The sequence below is a fragment of the Xanthomonas hortorum genome (assembly GCF_040279205.1).
Classification (GTDB): domain Bacteria; phylum Pseudomonadota; class Gammaproteobacteria; order Xanthomonadales; family Xanthomonadaceae; genus Xanthomonas; species Xanthomonas hortorum_F.
In genome coordinates this window covers 91,717-108,475 of the sequence record NZ_JBEOLS010000004.1, presented here as the reverse complement: position 1 = coordinate 108,475, position 16,759 = coordinate 91,717, and the positions used below count along the sequence as shown (strand labels likewise).

Genomic DNA, 16,759 nt, shown 5'->3' with positions numbered 1-16,759 from the left:
GCACACTACGCCGCCCATGACTGCGCCGGCCTGTCCGGACCCGATGCCCATGCGACCAGCCGCACGCGTTCAGATCGTCCAACGTGACTCGGGTGGTGGCCGTTCCAGCGGCCGCTGGCTGTGGTTGGTGATCGCCCTGGTGTGGCTGGCATCGCTGGGCGGGGTGTGGTGGATGGCCAGCCGCACCGCCGCGCCGCGTCTGGTCGAGGCCGAGGCGGCGTTGCAGCAGGCGCAGCGTAGTCAGGCGCAGCAACGACGGCTGATCGAGCAACTACAGCAGCGCCAGGTCAATCTGGCGATGTCCGACAAGATCAGCCGCGCCGCCAACACCGAGGTGCAGGCCTCGCTGGCAGAGCGCGACGAACAGATCGCCGCACTACGCGCCGATGTGGCGTTCTACGAGCGGCTGGTGGGCTCCACCGCGCAGCGCAAGGGGCTCAACGCGCATTCGGTGCAGTTCACCGCCGAGGCCGGCGGCACCTGGAATTACAGCGTGGTGCTGACCCAGAACCTCAACCGCGGCGCGATCAGCCAGGGCCAGCTGCGCTTTGCGGTGGAAGGCGTGCGCGCCGGCAAGCTGGTGACGGTGAGCTGGAACGAGCTGCACCAGAAACCCGACGCCGCCGGGCAGCCCTACTCGTTCCGCTATTTCCAGCAATTGGACGGCAGCGTGATCCTGCCGAAGGATTTCACTCCGCAACGTGTCAAAATCTCCCTGAGCGGCGATGGGGCGCCGGTCAATCAGACATTCGACTGGAAAGTCGCCGGCAATGGCGCGGGGGAGTAGCTCTATGTTCGGAAACAAGTCCAACCGTGGTGCGCAGACCGTGGTCGACACCTTGATCGGGCCGCAAGTGATCATTCGCGGCGACCTGATGTTCAGCGGCGGGCTGTATGTGGAAGGCCGCATCCTGGGCAAGGTCATTGCCGAAGATGGCGCCAGCGCCATCCTGACGGTGGCCGAGCAGGGCAGCATCGAGGGTGAAGTGCGCGCGCCGGTGGTGATCATCAACGGCCAGCTGACCGGCGATGTGCATGCCGCCGAGCGGGTCGAACTGGCCGCCAATGCGCGCGTGGAGGGCAATGTGCATTACCAGGTGGTGGAGATGAGCGCCGGTGCGCAGCTCACCGGGCGGCTGATCCACGCCGCCAGTGCAGGCGCAACCGCTGCGTTGCCGGCGCCGGACGCCAGCCGCGCCGAGCCGGTCAACGCCCGGCAAGCCGAAACCGCCGACGCCTGAATGCCTTGTGCGCGGCTGAAGCGCGGCACGGGGTTCGGCAGCCACCGCTTGAAGTGGGACCGCCTGGCCCCCATGCTAACGCCATGAGTACGCTCGTTTCGCTTCCCACCGCCGCCCCGGCACCGGACTATCAGTCCATCGACCGGCCACTGAACTTTTCCGTGGCCGCCGCCGCCAAGGTGCGCGAGCTGATCCAGGAAGAAGGCAATGCCGAGCTGGCACTGCGTGTGTACATCCAGGGCGGCGGCTGTTCCGGCTTCCAGTACGGCTTCGAGTTCGATGAGAACCGCGCCGAAGACGATCTGTCCGTGGCCACCGATGGCGTGACGCTGTTGGTCGATCCGTTGAGCCTGCAATACCTGATGGGTGCCGAAGTGGACTACACCGAAAGCCTGACCGGTGCGCAGTTCGTGATCCGCAATCCCAATGCCAAGACCACCTGCGGGTGCGGTAGCAGCTTCAGCGTCTAAACCAGGCGCGGTTGCTTCAGCCTGCGCGTGTCGTTGATGCGATGGTCGATTTTCAAGCGCCGAGTGATGTGATCTACGCACTGCGCGGATGATCGCCAAGGTGTCGGTGGTGCGCGATGCGCTACCAGGGCGCCTGTCTAACGTGTTGCAAACATTTCCGTGCTGCGGGTTTCGCCGGGCGCGCGCAAGCTTCGTGCGCGCGAGGTGGCGCGCGCGTGGCGGCGGCCATACTGCCCGCATGCTCAATGCCGGTGCTACGACATGCTCGCCTTATCCCTGCATCGTGTCTCGACCTGACGCGCGCTGGCGGCACTCGCCATTGCGCCGAGCGAGCGTGCCGTACACAGCACCCATCCCACGCCATGGCGTCGCGACCACATTGCCATCTCCCGCGCGTTGATCGGACAGCTAGATGCCGATCCTGCGTGCCGTAGATCGCTGCTGCCGGTTCCGTTCATTAACTCACATCCCGATCGGCGTTCGGCCTGTTGACCATGCTTGGCATCGCCGGCGCGGTGCTTGCGCCCAGCGCCCAGGCATCGCCTGCACGTGGCACCTTGCTCAACAGCAATTTTCTGACCAGCTACACCCGGGATGCGATTGCGGTATCGCTTGCCTCCGAGCCAGCGGCCGAACAGCCCAAATGCAATGTGCGCGTGGCCGAGTTCACCTATGCAACGATCGGCGTCAATGGCGAACCGGCCACCGCATCGGGCGTGGTGCTGATTCCGGGTGGCGAGCGCTGCAGCGGGCCCTATCCGCTGCTGGGCTGGGGCCGGTCGACCGCGACCATTCGCAATGAGGAGTAGGCCAAGGACATCCGTGACGCCAAGGGTGACGACCCGCTGGTCACGCGTCTGGCCAGCCAAGGCTATGTGGTGGTCAGCAGTGATTATCTGGGGCTGGGGAAATCCAGCTACGGCTTCCATCCTTACCTGCATAGCGCGTCCGAGGCGAGTGCGACGGTCGATGCACTACGCGCGGCGCGCAGCGTTCTGCAGCGGTTGAACACGCCGTTGTCCGGCAAGGTCATGCTGTCGGGGTATTCGCAAGGCGGCCATGCCGCACTGGCCACCCAGCGGGAGATCGAGGCGCATCTGTCCAAGGAATTTCAGTTGGTTGCCAGCGCGCCGATCTCCGGGCCCTACGCGCTGGAGCAGACCTTTGTGGACAGCTGGAGCGGAAGCAACGCGGTCGGCGAAAGCAGCTTCGGCATCATTTTGGGCAGCTATGCCATCGTCGCGATGCAGCACACGTATCGCAATATCTATCTGGCCGCCGGGCAAGTGTTTCAGGACCCGTGGGCGGCCAGGGTCGAGGCGCTGTTCCCCGGCAAGCTGGGCCTGACCGATCTGGTCCTTGGCGATACGCTGCCTGGGATCGATCAGCTCAAGGCGTATTTCCAGCCCGGGTTCTACCGTGATGTTGCCAGCAACCCCAACAACCCGTTCCGCAAGGATCTGGCGCGCAACGATCTGCTGGACTGGAAACCACAGACGCCAACGCTGCTGTGCGGTTCGTCCAACGACGCGACCATCCCGCTCAAGAACGCGGTGACCGCGATCGCCGGGTTCAAGCGTCGTGGCAGCACGCAGGTCGCGCTGGTCGACATCGGCAGTGGCGACCCCAACGACAACTCGGCATTCGTCCATCTGACGACCAATGAACCGTGCATCGTCGCGGTGCGGCATCAGTTGCTGGACAAGCAGCGCTGACGCGACGGTCATCGGTTCGATTCGGTTCGATCTGCCGGATGCGGATGATCTGCAGGTCAGGGGTCTGTCGAAAGCCTACCCAGTGATGCCGTCGCGCCGATGCGAGCGGCGAGGCGGAGGATGACGGCGGAGTCGGACATCGTTGTCTGAGTGCTGTGACAACTGCGCGCTGCCTCGCGATCCGGGCAGCGCGCGCCTTGCTGTCACCATGCGGCAATCAACTGGCTGGCGCTGCTGGCATCCAGGTCTGAACACGCGCCGGTAGCGAGGCCGTCAGAGTGTGTGCGACGGTTGCAGGCGATGCCGATTATCGGCAGGCTTGCGCCGATGTCCGAGTCTCTCTTTTCAACCTCCGAATGTGCCTTCACCCACGCGCCGCTCGATCGTGGCGATCTGTTGCGTGACGATCCCGATGCATTGGCGCGTCTGTGGCCGCAGGGCTGCGTCTTGTTGCTCGATGCCAAGGGCGCTGCGCTCGCCGACGCGCAGGGCCAGCCCTTGCTGATGGAGGGCGCGGCGCTTGGCGACGGGCCGGAGGCGGCGATTTTTTTGGGCCTGCGCGATGACGTCGGCTGGTTTTGCTTGCCGGCCGATCAGAGCGGCGTGCAGGCGCCGCAAAGCATCGATCTGCGGCAGGCCGCTGCCGATTGGCCGGCCGACATCGCCACAGCCTTCGCCTATGCGCGTGCGATGTTGCATTGGCAGTCGCGCACGCGGTTTTGCGGCGTGTGTGGCGGGGCGATCGCCTTCCGGCGTGCCGGCTTCATCGCGCATTGCACGCAGTGTCAGACCGAGCATTACCCGCGCGTGGATCCGGCCATCATCGTGGCGGTCAGCGATGGCGCGCGCGTGTTGTTGGGGCGGCAGGCAAGTTGGGCGCCGGGGCGGTATTCGGTGATTGCCGGCTTCGTCGAACCCGGCGAATCGCTGGAGCAGACCGTGGCGCGTGAAGTCTTCGAAGAAACCCGCGTCGTGGTGCAGGACTGCCGCTATCTGGGCGCGCAACCGTGGCCCTTCCCGGGTGCGTTGATGCTGGGTTTTACCGCGCGTGCTGCAGCCACCGAGGTGCCGCAGGTGACCGGCGAGCTGGAAGACGCGCGTTGGGTCACGCATGCCGAGGTCACCGCTGCATTGGCGGGCGAGGGCAGCATCGGCTTGCCGCCACGTATTTCCATCGCGCGCGCGCTGATCGAGCACTGGCACCGCACGCATGGTTGAGCCTGGCCGATCAGTACAACGCGGGCAGATCAGGTGCGCTGGCATCGGCTCGGCTAGACTCGGCTGAGGAGGCCCACCCATGTTCACCACCCTGGTTGCTGTCGTCGTCGCACTCGCACTGGGGCACCTGGTGCCTGCTCACGTGGTGCGGCTGCGACGTTTTGAGTGGTTCGCCCACTGGTTGCGCCGGCTGGATAGTCATGCGGCCGGGCGCGGTGCGTGGCAGGGGCGCTATGGCGTGCTGCTGGCGCTGTTGCCGGCCTTGCTGGTTGTCCTGCTGCTGCAATGGCTGCTGGACGATGTGTGGCGCGGGTTTTTGGCCTTGTTGTTCGGTGTGGCGGTGCTGGCCTGGACCTGGGGGCCGCGCGATCTGGATCGCGATGTGGAAGCGGTGATCGATGCCGACGCGCCGGGCGCGCGACGCGATGCGATTGCGCAGTTGCAGGCAGCCGGCGGCAGCGTGCACGAAGATGCGCCGTCGCTGGTGGAAGCGGTGGTGGTCAACGGCCTGCGGCGCTGGTTCGCAGTGTTGTGGTGGTTTTTGCTGCTGGGGCCGTTTGGGGCTGTGCTGTACCGGCTCACGGCATTGGCGGTGGAAAGCCCGCTGTCGGTGCTGCTGCCGCCACGCAATCTAGCCGGCGCGCGCTGGCTGCTGGCCGCGCTGGAATGGCCGGTGGCGCAGTTGATCACCGTCTCGATGGCGCTGGTGGGCAATTTCGACACGGTGTTCCGCGCCTGGCGGCAAGCGCACGGCAATCGGTGGTCGTTGGAGCCGCATTTTCTCGGTGCGGTGGCGCGTGCCAGCGTCAGTGCCGAGCTACGCGAAGAAGCGCACGACTACACCGATTCGGGGCTGGTGCCAGTGTGGCGCCGCCTGCCGGAAGTGCGCGATGCGATGAGCCTGGTCTGGCGCGTGCTGCTGCTGTGGATGGTGGTGCTGGCGTTGCTGGTGATTGCTGGGTGGGTGCGGTAACACCAAGTCCGCTTAGAGGCAGTTAATCACCCGTGCAATCGGTGATAGAAAGCTCAAGAGCATCGCCATTGACGTCCATGAAGAGCCGGCTTCCATCTTCGAACTGGATGGCGACTTCGCCAGGTCGGTGACGTCTAACAGACTTAACAATCTTTCCGATTAGTAGCTCAGTGGCGCGCTCGGATTCTTGCTCTAAGTTCACAGAGTTGATCCTTAACGGTCTAAGCCGGCGCCAGAAGCGTAAACGGGTACCAAGGCAAATTCCTGGCAACCCAATACGTCGGCAACGCCCATAACCAGAACTTCGGCTCGGACATCACTGCCACGACCGGTGCGAACCAGCGCGCGCGCCAGCCGGCTTTCCAGGCGATCAGGCCGGGCAGGGTGAACAGGCCGAGCACGGCGGCGGGGTTCATTGCGAAGGCGCCGGGGAGATCGAAGTGCACCAGCGCGTACAGCGCGCGGGTCATGCCGCAACCGGGGCAATAGCAGCCGGTCACGGCACGGAACACGCAGGGCGGGAACGGGCTGTTGCTCGCGTTCGGATCGAAGCGATACAACAAGCTCACGCCAAAGGCGGCCACGCTGGTGGCCGCCCCGAGTCCAAGCCAATGGCGTAGACGCAGTTCCATTACTGCATGTGCTGCAACTGCTGCATGTAGTCCATGTAGCCCTGCATGCCGCCGGTGGCGACCATGCCGATGTTGATCAGCAGACCGATGACGGCCAGCACGCTGGTCACGATGCACCAGGTCTTGGCGGTATTGGAGGCGCGACGTGCGCCGTCGATGTCGCCCTGGTTGAGCAGGCCGTTGACCTTGCTGGAGAACACGATCGCCACGATGCCGCTGATCAGGGCCGGGCAGCACAGGCAGAAGCCGAGCACGGTGGAGACGATCGCCCAGATCAGGTGGTTGGGGACCGGGCCGGGCGCGGCGCTGGACGAGGGATGGATCGGCGGCGGGATGGCACTCATGGTGAAGCTCCTTGGGTGGTAAACGACTGCGAACTGATGGGTGAGTGGGGAGGGTTATCGGGCGCGTGCCGCAGCAATGGCGACGGTCGTAGGCATGGGTACACAACGGCCGCACATGGCTACCGGCGCGATCGCCGGCCGCTGCAATGAGCAGCAGCAGCCGATCGCGGCAGATGCCTCAGGCGCGATGATGTTGAGCACGACGACTTCCCCCAAGACGACCTGTCGCGTTCGCCAGGCGAGCGCGGCGGCAAAACGTGTGATGGCGCACAGGCTACTCGCGGCGCGCGACGGACGCAAAGCCCGCGCTCGCCGCACTCATGGCTGATCCTGACGCAGCGCCCGCACCTGCTGTTCGAGCAGCGCGGCGGTCGCCTCGTTGCCGGGAACCGCTGCCGCGGCGGCCACTTCGATATGCGCGCGCATCCTGCGCGGTACGCGCATGCGGCCCAGACGGGTGTCGCGGCGGCTCCACATGCTCGACCACATGCCGCGCAGCGCCATCGGAATCACCGGCACCTGGCGGCGCTCAAGGATCTTTTCCACGCCCGATTTGAACGGCGCAATCTCGCCATCCTTGGTCAATGCGCCTTCGGGGAAGATGCAAACCAGCTCGCCGTCGGCCAGCGCCGCATCGATACGGTCGAAGGCCTGCTGCATCAGCGCGGGGTCTTCGCGTGCGCCGGCGATCGGGATCGCCTTGGCGGTGCGGAATATCCAGCGCATCACCGGGATGCGGAAGATCTTGTAGTACATGACAAAGCGCACCGGGCGCGGAATCACCGCCGACAGAATCAGCGCGTCCATGTAGCTGACGTGGTTGCAGACCAGCAGCGCGGCGCCTTCATCGGGCACGTGGCGGTCGATGTCGCGCGCGCGCAGCCGATACAGCACGCTCACCAGCACCCAGCTGAGAAAGCGCATCAGGAACTCGGGCACGAGGGTGAAGATCCACAGCGCCACCAACGTGTTGGCCAGCGCCAGGGCCAGGAACACCTGCGGAATGCTCAGGCCCGGCAGCGGAATGCGCACCCCGAACAGCACCAGCTGCGGCAACTGCAATGCAATACCGATGATGGCGGCAGTGACGATGAACAGCGAGTTCTGGATGTTGAGCCCGGCGATCACGCGCGAGAGTTCGGCCTTGGGCGTGCGGCTCTGGATCAGCGCGAACAACGGCACCACGAACAAGCCGGTGAACAGGCCGATGCCGACCAGATCCACGATCAGGCGCACGCTGCCGGGCTGCTGCACGAACTGGCTGATCGACAGATTGCTGGCGGGCGCAGCGCCCGGGCGCGCGAAATAAAGATCCAGCAAAAACGCGCTGATGCCGAACGCACCCAGCGGCACCAACCCGATTTCCACGGTGCGCCCGGACAGCCGTTCGCACAGCAGCGAACCCACGCCGGTGCCGATCGAAAACAGCGCCAGCGCGAACACGTACAGATCCTGCTGGCCGCCAAGATTGACCTGCGCGTACGTGGGCAACTGCGCGGTCAGCACGGTGCCGACGAACCAGAACCACGACACCCCGAGCACCGCGTTGCGCACTGCCGGCGTGCGCCGGGTCAGGCGCATGATGGCGCGCGATTCGGGAATGGGGTTCCAGTTGATGGTCAGCTCGGGCGCGCCGGCATCGACCTTGGGCACCAGCCGCGCGACCAGGTTGCCGGTGACGGCAATGGCAATGACCGCAGTGGCCGCGGCGACCGGTCCATGGCTGCCGGCGATCTGGAAGATCAGCCCGCCGAAGATCATGCCGCACAGGATCGAGATCGAGGTGCCCATCTCGACCAGGCCATTGCCGCCGGTGAGTTCCTCGGGTTTGAGCACCGAGGGCAGGATCGAATATTTCACCGGCCCGAACAGCGTGGATTGCAGGCCGGTGCAGAACAGCGCGATCAGCAATATCACCATGTTCTCGGTGAGAAAGCCCACCGCGGCCAGCGACATGATCGCGATTTCCATCGTGGTGGTGATCACGATGAGTTTCTGCTTCTCCAGTTTCTCGGCGATCTGCCCGGCCAGCGCGGAGAACAGGAAGTACGGCAGGATGAACAGTGCCGGTGCCAGATTGGTGTAGAGCGTGCGCTGCGCCGCATCGATGCCCAGGTAGAACAACAAGCCGATGATGGCCTGCCGATAGACATTGTCGTTGAACGCGCCCAACGCCTGCACGGCGAAGAACGGCAAGAAGCGGCGCTGCCTGAGCAGGGCGAACTGACTGTGACCGGACATGCAGTTTCCTTTGCGAACGCGCGCAGCCTAGCAGGCTTCCACGGCGGGCTGGTGCATGGCCGATGCGCTCAGCGCGGCGCGCGTGCCGATGGCGCACTTCGTGCGGCCTGGGCGCGCAGCAGCGCCATGAACGCACGCGCGGCCGGGGTGGGATCGGGCCGCCACACCGCATAGGTCAAAAAGCCGAAGCGCTCCTTCAGCGCGACCGTCACCACCCCGCGCATGGCCGCAGCCATGGTCTGCGGCACGATGCCCACGCCCAGGTCGGCGGCGACCAGTTCGCGCACCAGATCGGCATGGGTGACCTCGTATTGCTGGCGCTGCCGCAAACCGGCCTGCGCGAAGGCCGCATCGACGATGCCGCGCACGCCGGCGCCGGCGATCAGCCCGGCCATCGGTTCGTCGTCCAGCTCGGCCAGCGCCACCCGCTTGCGCGTGGCGAAGCGATGGGTGGGCGCCACGATCAAGGACAGGGCTTCCTCGTGCAGCAGCAGCCGCTGTTCCGGCACTGCGACCTGCGGGCCGACGCCGACCAGGGCCACATCCAGCCGGCCTTCACTCAGGTCGTGCAGCAGGGCCTCGCTCATGGCGGTGCGCAGGTGCACGTCCACCCGCGCATGCGCGCTGCGAAACGCGCGCAGCAGCGTCGGCAGCTGCACGGTGGTGAGCGAGGAGATCTGCCCCAGCGTGAGCCGGCCGCGCACCGTGCCCAGGGCCTGGGCCATTTCCTCGTGCAGGCGCTCGGCCGCGCGCAAGGTTTCGCGGGCGTTATGCAGGAATACCTCGCCGGCCGCGGTAGGCCGCACCTGGCGGGTGCCGCGTTCGAACAGGCGCGCGCCGAGGGTTTCCTCGATCTTGGCGACCTGGTGGCTGAGCGCCGATTGCACGGTGTTGCAACGGCGTGCGGCAGCGGTAAAGCCGCCTTCCTCGGCCACGGCCACGGCAAATTCCAGTTGGCGCAGGGTCAGCATGCGATCTCAAAACGCGATGGACACGGTGAAAACAATACATTGGAAAGATGCGGCGTCGCTGCCCACACTGCGCCCATTCCTTCAGCAGGCACTTGTCATGACCGTCGAACCGATTGCCCAACCGCCATTGCCGCGCCGGCTGGTGCTGCTGATGGCCGCCGCCACCGGGCTGGCGGTGGCGAGCAACTACTACGCGCAGCCGCTGCTGGAGACGTTGGCGCAGGCATTCGGGATCCAGGTGCGTAGTGCCGGGGCGGTGGTAACCGCTGCGCAGCTGGCGTACGCGGCGGGGCTGCTGTTGCTGGTGCCGCTGGGCGACCGGCTGGAGCGGCGCGGGCTGATCGTGGGGCTGTTCGTGCTCAGCGCGCTCGGCCTGCTGGTGAGCGCGGCCTCGCACAGCTTCGGCATGTTGCTGGCGGGCACCATCGTGACCGGTGCCAGCTCGGTGGCGGCGCAGATTCTGGTGCCGTTTGCGGCGACCCTGGCCGCGCCCAAGGAGCGCGGGCGGGTGATCGGCACGGTGATGAGCGGGTTATTGCTGGGCATCCTGCTGGCGCGCACGGCCGCCGGGGTGCTGGCCGGTGTTGGCGGCTGGCATACGGTGTACTGGATCGCCTCCGGCCTGTTGCTGGTCACCGCCTGGCTGCTGTGGCGCGGGCTGCCGCGGCATCCGGGCAATGCGCAGCTGTCGTATCCGCAGTTGGTGGGATCGGTGCTGACGCTGTTGCGCGACGATGCGGTGCTGCGCTCGCGTGCGGTGCTGGGCGGGCTGATCTTTGCCGGCTTCAGCATGTTCTGGACCACGCTGGCGTTTTTGCTGTCCGGGCCAAGTTATGGCTATGGCACAGCGGTGATCGGGCTGTTCGGTTTGATCGGCGCGGCTGGTGCGCTGGCCGCCAATCGCTCCGGGCATTGGTCCGATCACGGGCATGGCGATCGGGTCAGTTGGGGCGGGCTGGTGATGTTGCTGCTGTCGTGGGGATTGCTGGCGTTTGCGCCGCAATCGATCGGCTTGCTGATCGTCGGCGTGCTGCTGCTGGATATCGCGGTGCAAGGCGTGCATATCGCCAACCAGAGCGTGATCTATCAGCGCAATCCCAATGCGCGCAATCGCATTACCTCGGCCTACATCACCTGCTACTTCATCGGCGGCGCGGTGGGTTCGACATTGGGCACGGCGGCGTATGCGCAGGCCGGCTGGAACGGCGTGGTGATCGGTGGCGCAGTGCTGGCCGTGGCGGCGTTGGGGTGGGTGTGGCTGAGCGTGGCGCGCAAGCAGTGGAAGTAAGTGTGGCTGACAGAGCGACGGCGCGGCCATCGGATGGCGGTGGCCTGTGCTTGCATCGCATCGCCCGTTATCCGGCTGTCCACATGGATGCTGCATTGGTTGCGCGGCATCCGTGCCCACAGGCAAGGACGCGTTAGGCTTTGTTGATCGCCAAACGGGGGGTGCTGTCTGCCGGTGCGGTGGTAACCGCCATTGCCGCAGCACGCAGCTTGGGCAACAAGCGCAGGGTCAGTGCCAACTGGTCGCGCACCAGGCGCTGCTTGGGCGGTAGTTGCACGGCATGTTGTTCCAGCGCCTCGGCAGTGGCCACTTCTTCGGTTTCGTCGTGTACCGGCAACGGTTGGCGTTCGCGCAAGGCGGTGGCGATCTCGCCCAGCGCGCGCTGCAGGTAGTCGCCGGCCTGCGCGATACTGGGGTCGTGTTCGCCATCGAGTGCGGCGCGGTGCGCGCCCAGTGCAGACAGATAGCCGAGCAAGGTGTTGGACAGCGCCAGGAAGCGGAAGCCCGCGTCCAGATTGCGCCGATAGCGGCCCGGTTCGCGCAGCATGTTGGACAAGGCCACCGACAATGCGGCATCGGCGTTGTGCATGTCGCGGCGCGCGATGCGGTAGGGCAGGTCGTCGCGCATGCCGCTGGCGTATTGCTCCAGCACCTGGGTGAGATAGCGCGCGCAGCTGGCCAGCACCGTGGCCATCACCTGGTTGAGGCGGCGGCCCTGCCAGTCGGGCAGGATCAGGAACGAGGCCGCAGCGGCAATCGCGCAACCGATCAGCGTGTCGATCAGGCGCGGCCAGATCAGCACGAAACCATCGCCGAGCAGGTTGAAGCAGAACAGCGCCATCACCGTGATACCGGCGGTAGCCAGCATGTAGCGATCGGTGCGGGTGATGAAGAAGATCAGCGCGGCGGCCAGTGCCAGCAGCAGCTGCACCTCGGTGCCGGGAAACAGCTGCATCAGCGCCCAGGTGGCGACCAGGCCGATCAAGGTACCGGCGATGCGTTGCACCAGCCGCAGGCGGGTGGCGCCGTAGTTGGGCCGGCACACGAAGGCGGTGGTGAGCAGGATCCAGTAGCCGTTGTCGGCATGGATGGATTGCATGATGGCGTAGCCGACCACCAGCGCGATGGCCATGCGCAGGCCATGGCGAAACAGCACCGAGCCGGGCGTGAGTTGCTGGCCCAGGCGTGCGGCCATTTCGCGCAAGGTGTGCGGCGATGAATCGCGCAGGCGGGTGTCGAGGTTGTCGCTGGTGGAATCGGATTGCGCCGCCTCCGACAGCTTGCGTTCGATGCTCTGCAGGTTGGTGACCAGCAGTTCCAGCGCACCGAGCAGGCGCGCCAATGCGGGGTCGGCACGCGCGTGCAGATAGTCCAGCGATTGCCGCAGGTCTTCGGTGGCCAGACGGCTGTTGTCGCCGTAATCGAAAGGGTGGCGCAGCCGGATCGCCTCGCCCAACGCCGCGCAGGCCTTGCCTTGCAACGCGAGCAGGCGCTGGCAGCGATACAGCACATCGCTATGGAAGAACGCATCGGTCAGCGCTTCGTAGGGATAGTGCGAGGAACTGGCGCGCTCGTGGAATTCCTGCGCCATGTAATACAGCCGGAAATACAGGCCCGATTGCACGCCCGGCCGCCCCGAGCGGCCGAAGCGGCTCATGATCGCGGTCTTGGCGGCGTTGAGCGCGCCGACCACCTTGGCGTTTTGTTCTGCCAGCGCCAGCCGGCGCGCATGCAGGTCGCTTTGCCGCACCGGTTCGAACAGATCGGCTTTGAGCTTGAGATAGCGGCCCAGCTCGAAGAACAACCGCGACAGCCGCTCGCGTACCGGGCGGTTGGCAAACAGCAGGGTCCACAGGATCGACAGCACGCCGTACCAGGTGGCGCCGATCAGCAGCAGCGCCGCACCGTGCCAGGCGATCAGCGGATCGTGGCTGCCGTGCTGGTCCATGCCGATCATGGCGTAGATCGATAAGGCCACCGTGGCCTGCGCGATCGAGGCATAGCGCTCGCCCAGTGCGCCGAGCAGGGTCAGCGAAAACGTCGCCACCGCCATGCCGATCACGAATGCCAGCGGATACGGAAACAGCAGCACCACCGATGCTGCGGCAGCGGCAAAACACAGCAGCGACAGCAACACCGATTTAATGCGGCCCAGCCAGTTGTCGTCGGTTTCGGCAATGGCGCTGGCGATCGCGCCCAGGAACAGCGCAGGTACCGCGGTGAGCTGCTGCCAGTGCCAGCACACGCCCATCGCCACTGCCAGCGCGATGAACACGCGCAGGCCATAGCTGGCCTTTTCATGGGCCCACAAGCGGCTCAGGCGGGTTTCGAAGGAAGAAGTGGCCACAGTCTCTGCAAAGCAAGGTGCCCGGGCATTATTGCCGCAGGCACGCGTCATCGGTGTGGAGGGCGGCTAATTCTTTGTCAGTAGGGCGGCGTTTGTGCGGATTGGAGCCGATTGCGCGACGACGGTGCCTGCGCCGCAGCCCGACAGCACGTGCCTGCGCGCAGCTGCGTGAGCTGCGCGTCCGGCCAACTGCACGGGCATGTATCGCGCTTGATGACCTTGCAAGGTGTGGTTGCGAGTGTTCAGCCCTGTGCGTCGCGCTCGCGGGCGATCGCACGCCAGCCGATATCGCTGCGCTGGAAGGCGTTGGGCCAGTGGATCGGCTGCAGGCCGGCATACGCGGTGCGCTGTGCGTCCTGCACGCTGTCGCCCAGGGCGGCCACGCACAGCACGCGGCCACCGGCGCTGATCACCTGCCCGTCGGCATTCAACGCGGTGCCGGCATGGAAGGCCTTGGCGTTGGCCGGCACTGCGTCCAGGCCAGTGATGACCTCGCCGGTGACCGGGGTTTCCGGATAGGGCTTGGCCGCGATCACCACGCCCAGCGAGGGGCGCGGGTCCCACTTTGCTTGCGCGCTGTCGAGCTTGCCGTCGATGGCGGCTTCGAGCAGATCGACCAGGTCCGACTGCAGGCGCAGCATCACCGGCTGTGTTTCCGGGTCGCCAAAGCGCACGTTGAACTCGATCACCTTCGGTGCGCCATGCGCATCGATCATCAGCCCGGCGTACAGGAACCCGGTGAACGGCACGCCGTCGGCGATCATGCCTTGCACGGTGGGCTCGACCACCTCGCGCATCACCCGCGCATGCACCTCGGGCGTGACCACCGGCGCTGGCGAGTACGCGCCCATGCCGCCGGTATTGGGGCCGGTGTCGCCATCGCCGACGCGCTTGTGGTCCTGGCTGGTGGCCATTGGCAAGGCGTGGGTGCCGTCGACCATCGAGATGAAGCTGGCTTCTTCGCCATCGAGAAATTCCTCGATCACCACGCGCGCGCCGGCATCGCCGAACGCATTGCCCGAGAGCATGTCGCGCACCGCGTCTTCGGCCTCGCTCAGCGTCATCGCCACGATCACGCCCTTGCCGGCGGCCAGGCCATCGGCTTTGACCACGATCGGTGCGCCTTTCTCACGCACATAGGCAAGTGCTGCGTCCACTTCCGTGTGCACCGCGTAATACGCGGTGGGGATGCCGTGGCGGGCCAGGAAATCCTTGGCGAAGGCCTTGCTGCCTTCCAGCTGCGCGGCCTTGGCGGTCGGCCCGAAGATACGCAGGCCGGCCGCATGGAAGCGGTCGACCACGCCCAGCACCAGTGGCACTTCCGGGCCGACCACGGTCAGCGCGACGTCTTCGCGCTGCGCCAGTGCGAGCAAGCCATCCAGATCATCGACCTTGATCGCCACATTGCGGCACTTGGCCTCGGTGGCGGTGCCGGCATTGCCCGGTGCCACCAGCACCTCGCTCACTTGCGCGGACTGCGCGATTTTCCAGGCCAGGGCGTGTTCGCGGCCGCCGGAGCCGATGACAAGGATTTTCATGTGAGTGCCGAGAGTGGGGAGTCGTGATTGGGGATTGGTTGAAGCAAGGCGGAGACCGGAAACAGGAGAGACCAGAGCGACGTTGCCACTCCCGAATCCCCACTCCCGAATCCCGGCACTTCAGTGCCTGAAATGCCGCACGCCGGTGAACACCATCGCAATGCCATGCTCGTCGGCGGCGGCGATCACTTCGCCGTCGCGCATCGAGCCGCCGGGCTGGATCACCGCCTTGATGCCGGCCGCGGCGGCGGCATCGATGCCGTCGCGGAACGGGAAGAATGCATCGGAGGCCATCACCGAGCCGGCCACCGTGAGCTTGGCTTCTTCGGCCTTGAGCGCGGCGATCTTGGCGCTCACCACGCGGCTCATCTGCCCGGCGCCCACACCGATGGTGCGGCTGTCCTTGGCATAGACAATCGCGTTGGATTTGACGTACTTGGCCACGCGCCAGGCGAACAGCAGATCGCCCAGTTCGGCCTCGCTGGGGGCGCGCTGGGTGACCACGCTCAGTTCGCCCAGCGACATGCCGCGGTTGTCGGACGACTGCATCAGCAGGCCCGAGCCGATCCGCTTGGTGTCGTAGTTGTTGAGGCCGTTGCCGTGCGGGATCTTGAGCACGCGCACATTGGCTTTCTTGGTCGCGTACTCGAGCGCGCCGGGCTCGTAGTCCGGGGCGATCAGCACCTCGACGAACTGGCGGTCCAGGATGGCTTTCGCCGTCGCTGCATCGAGGGTCTTGTTGAAGGCCAGGATGCCGCCGAAGGCGCTGGTCGGGTCGGTCGCATAGGCCAGCTCATAGGCATCGCCGCAGGCCGCGCCCACCGCTACGCCGCAGGGGTTGGCGTGCTTGACGATCACGCAGGCCGGCGCATCGAACTGGCGCACGCATTCCCATGCGGCATCGGCGTCGGCCAGGTTGTTGTAGCTCAGCTCCTTGCCCTGTAACTGCTGGAAGGTGGCCAAGGTGCCCGGCACCGGATACAGGTCGCGGTAGAACGCGCCGGATTGGTGCGGGTTTTCGCCGTAGCGCAGGTCCATCACCTTGATGAAATTGGAATTGATCTGCGCCGGGAACGGGCTGCGCGTGGGCACACTTTCGGCGCTATCGGCTACTGCCGAGAGATAGTTGCTGATCGCCGCGTCGTACTGCGCCACGCGGTTGAACGCAGCCACCGACAACGCAAAGCGCTTGGCCGCCGACAATTGACCGTCGTTGGCATCGAGTTCGGCCAGCAACTCGGCGTATTGCGCCGGATCGGTGGCCACCGCCACGCGGGCGAAGTTCTTCGCCGCCGAGCGCAGCATCGCGGGGCCGCCGATGTCGATGTTTTCCACTGCATCGGCCAGCGTGCAATCGGCCTTGGCGGTCACCGACTCGAACGGATACAGGTTCAGCACCAGCAGGTCGATCGGCACGATGCCGTGTTCGGCCATCACCGCTTCATCGATGCCGGCGCGGCCGAGCAGGCCGCCGTGCACCAGCGGGTGCAGGGTCTTGACGCGGCCGTCCATCATCTCCGGGAAACCGGTCAGCTCGGCGACGTCGGTGACCGGCAAACCGGCCTCGCGGATCGCCTTGGCGGTGCCGCCGGTGGACAGCAGCTCGACGTGACGCGCCACCAGCGCGCGGGCCAGGTCGATCAGGCCGGTCTTGTCGGAAACGGAGAGCAGGGCCCGGCGCACGGGCAGGAAATCAGAGGCCATCGGTGGGGGATGTCATTGCGGGGCAGCCGATATTGTAGGCCGCGACAGCGCGCGATGGGCTCAACACCTTCGCGATC

The 16,759-nt window shown here is 65.9% G+C and carries 13 protein-coding genes and 1 pseudogene; 7 read left to right on the top strand and 7 right to left on the bottom strand.

Going from position 1 to position 16,759, the window contains the following annotated elements; all coding sequences use genetic code 11:
• The first annotated feature begins 49 nt into the window (after window positions 1-49).
• The 6 genes and pseudogenes from ABS769_RS03175 to ABS769_RS03150 all read left to right on the top strand — a co-directional run bounded on the left by ABS769_RS03175 (window position 50) and on the right by ABS769_RS03150 (window position 5,617).
• Window positions 50-787, top strand: coding sequence for a DUF6776 family protein (locus ABS769_RS03175; RefSeq protein WP_104592422.1), 738 nt, complete (start codon window positions 50-52; stop codon window positions 785-787).
• Between the two features lie 4 nt (window positions 788-791).
• Window positions 792-1,241 (top strand): bactofilin family protein, encoded by a 450-nt coding sequence (locus tag ABS769_RS03170; protein ID WP_317060784.1) that lies wholly within the window; start codon window positions 792-794, stop codon window positions 1,239-1,241.
• Between the two features lie 83 nt (window positions 1,242-1,324).
• A complete protein-coding gene (gene erpA, locus ABS769_RS03165; protein ID WP_006451000.1) occupies window positions 1,325-1,711 on the top strand; it encodes an iron-sulfur cluster insertion protein ErpA in 387 nt (128 codons plus the stop codon).
• A 494-nt stretch (window positions 1,712-2,205) separates the two neighbouring features.
• Window positions 2,206-3,426: pseudogene (locus ABS769_RS03160) on the top strand (lipase family protein).
• A gap of 327 nt (window positions 3,427-3,753) precedes the next feature.
• Window positions 3,754-4,644, top strand: coding sequence for an NAD(+) diphosphatase (nudC, locus tag ABS769_RS03155; RefSeq protein WP_317060783.1), 891 nt, complete (start codon window positions 3,754-3,756; stop codon window positions 4,642-4,644).
• Between the two features lie 79 nt (window positions 4,645-4,723).
• Window positions 4,724-5,617: a hypothetical protein gene (locus ABS769_RS03150; protein WP_317060782.1), complete on the top strand. Its 894-nt coding sequence runs from the start codon at window positions 4,724-4,726 to the stop codon at window positions 5,615-5,617.
• A 221-nt stretch (window positions 5,618-5,838) separates the two neighbouring features.
• Here the strand turns inward: ABS769_RS03150 and ABS769_RS03145 are convergent, their stop codons facing one another.
• The 4 genes from ABS769_RS03145 to ABS769_RS03130 all read right to left on the bottom strand — a co-directional run bounded on the left by ABS769_RS03145 (window position 5,839) and on the right by ABS769_RS03130 (window position 9,805).
• Window positions 5,839-6,249, bottom strand: coding sequence for a DUF2752 domain-containing protein (locus ABS769_RS03145; RefSeq protein WP_317060781.1), 411 nt, complete (start codon window positions 6,247-6,249; stop codon window positions 5,839-5,841).
• Window positions 6,249-6,593 carry a CD225/dispanin family protein gene (locus ABS769_RS03140; RefSeq protein WP_006450995.1) on the bottom strand — a complete coding sequence of 115 codons (345 nt, stop codon included), beginning with the start codon at window positions 6,591-6,593 and terminating at the stop codon, window positions 6,249-6,251. The genes ABS769_RS03145 and ABS769_RS03140 overlap by 1 nt, the downstream gene beginning before the upstream one ends.
• Window positions 6,594-6,911: 318 nt before the next feature.
• Complete coding sequence (locus ABS769_RS03135) at window positions 6,912-8,834, bottom strand: MFS transporter (RefSeq protein WP_317060780.1); 1,923 nt, start codon at window positions 8,832-8,834, stop codon at window positions 6,912-6,914.
• Between the two features lie 68 nt (window positions 8,835-8,902).
• Complete coding sequence (locus tag ABS769_RS03130; RefSeq protein WP_317060779.1) at window positions 8,903-9,805, bottom strand: LysR family transcriptional regulator; 903 nt, start codon at window positions 9,803-9,805, stop codon at window positions 8,903-8,905.
• A gap of 97 nt (window positions 9,806-9,902) precedes the next feature.
• On the opposite strand from ABS769_RS03130, the gene ABS769_RS03125 reads away from it, so the two are divergent.
• Window positions 9,903-11,093, top strand: coding sequence for an MFS transporter (locus ABS769_RS03125; RefSeq protein ID WP_317060778.1), 1,191 nt, complete (start codon window positions 9,903-9,905; stop codon window positions 11,091-11,093).
• A gap of 133 nt (window positions 11,094-11,226) precedes the next feature.
• Here ABS769_RS03125 and yccS read toward each other — a convergent pair whose 3' ends face one another.
• From yccS to purH, 3 genes are all read right to left on the bottom strand, one after another.
• Window positions 11,227-13,440, bottom strand: coding sequence for a YccS family putative transporter (yccS, locus tag ABS769_RS03120; protein WP_317060777.1), 2,214 nt, complete (start codon window positions 13,438-13,440; stop codon window positions 11,227-11,229).
• Between the two features lie 242 nt (window positions 13,441-13,682).
• On the bottom strand, window positions 13,683-14,978 hold the full coding sequence (purD, locus tag ABS769_RS03110) for a phosphoribosylamine--glycine ligase (protein ID WP_317060776.1): 1,296 nt from the start codon (window positions 14,976-14,978) through the stop codon (window positions 13,683-13,685).
• 120 nt (window positions 14,979-15,098) lie between these two features.
• Entirely contained in the window at window positions 15,099-16,682 is a 1,584-nt protein-coding gene (gene purH / locus ABS769_RS03105; RefSeq protein ID WP_268213992.1) for a bifunctional phosphoribosylaminoimidazolecarboxamide formyltransferase/IMP cyclohydrolase, read from the bottom strand.
• Between the last annotated feature and the right edge of the window lie 77 nt (window positions 16,683-16,759).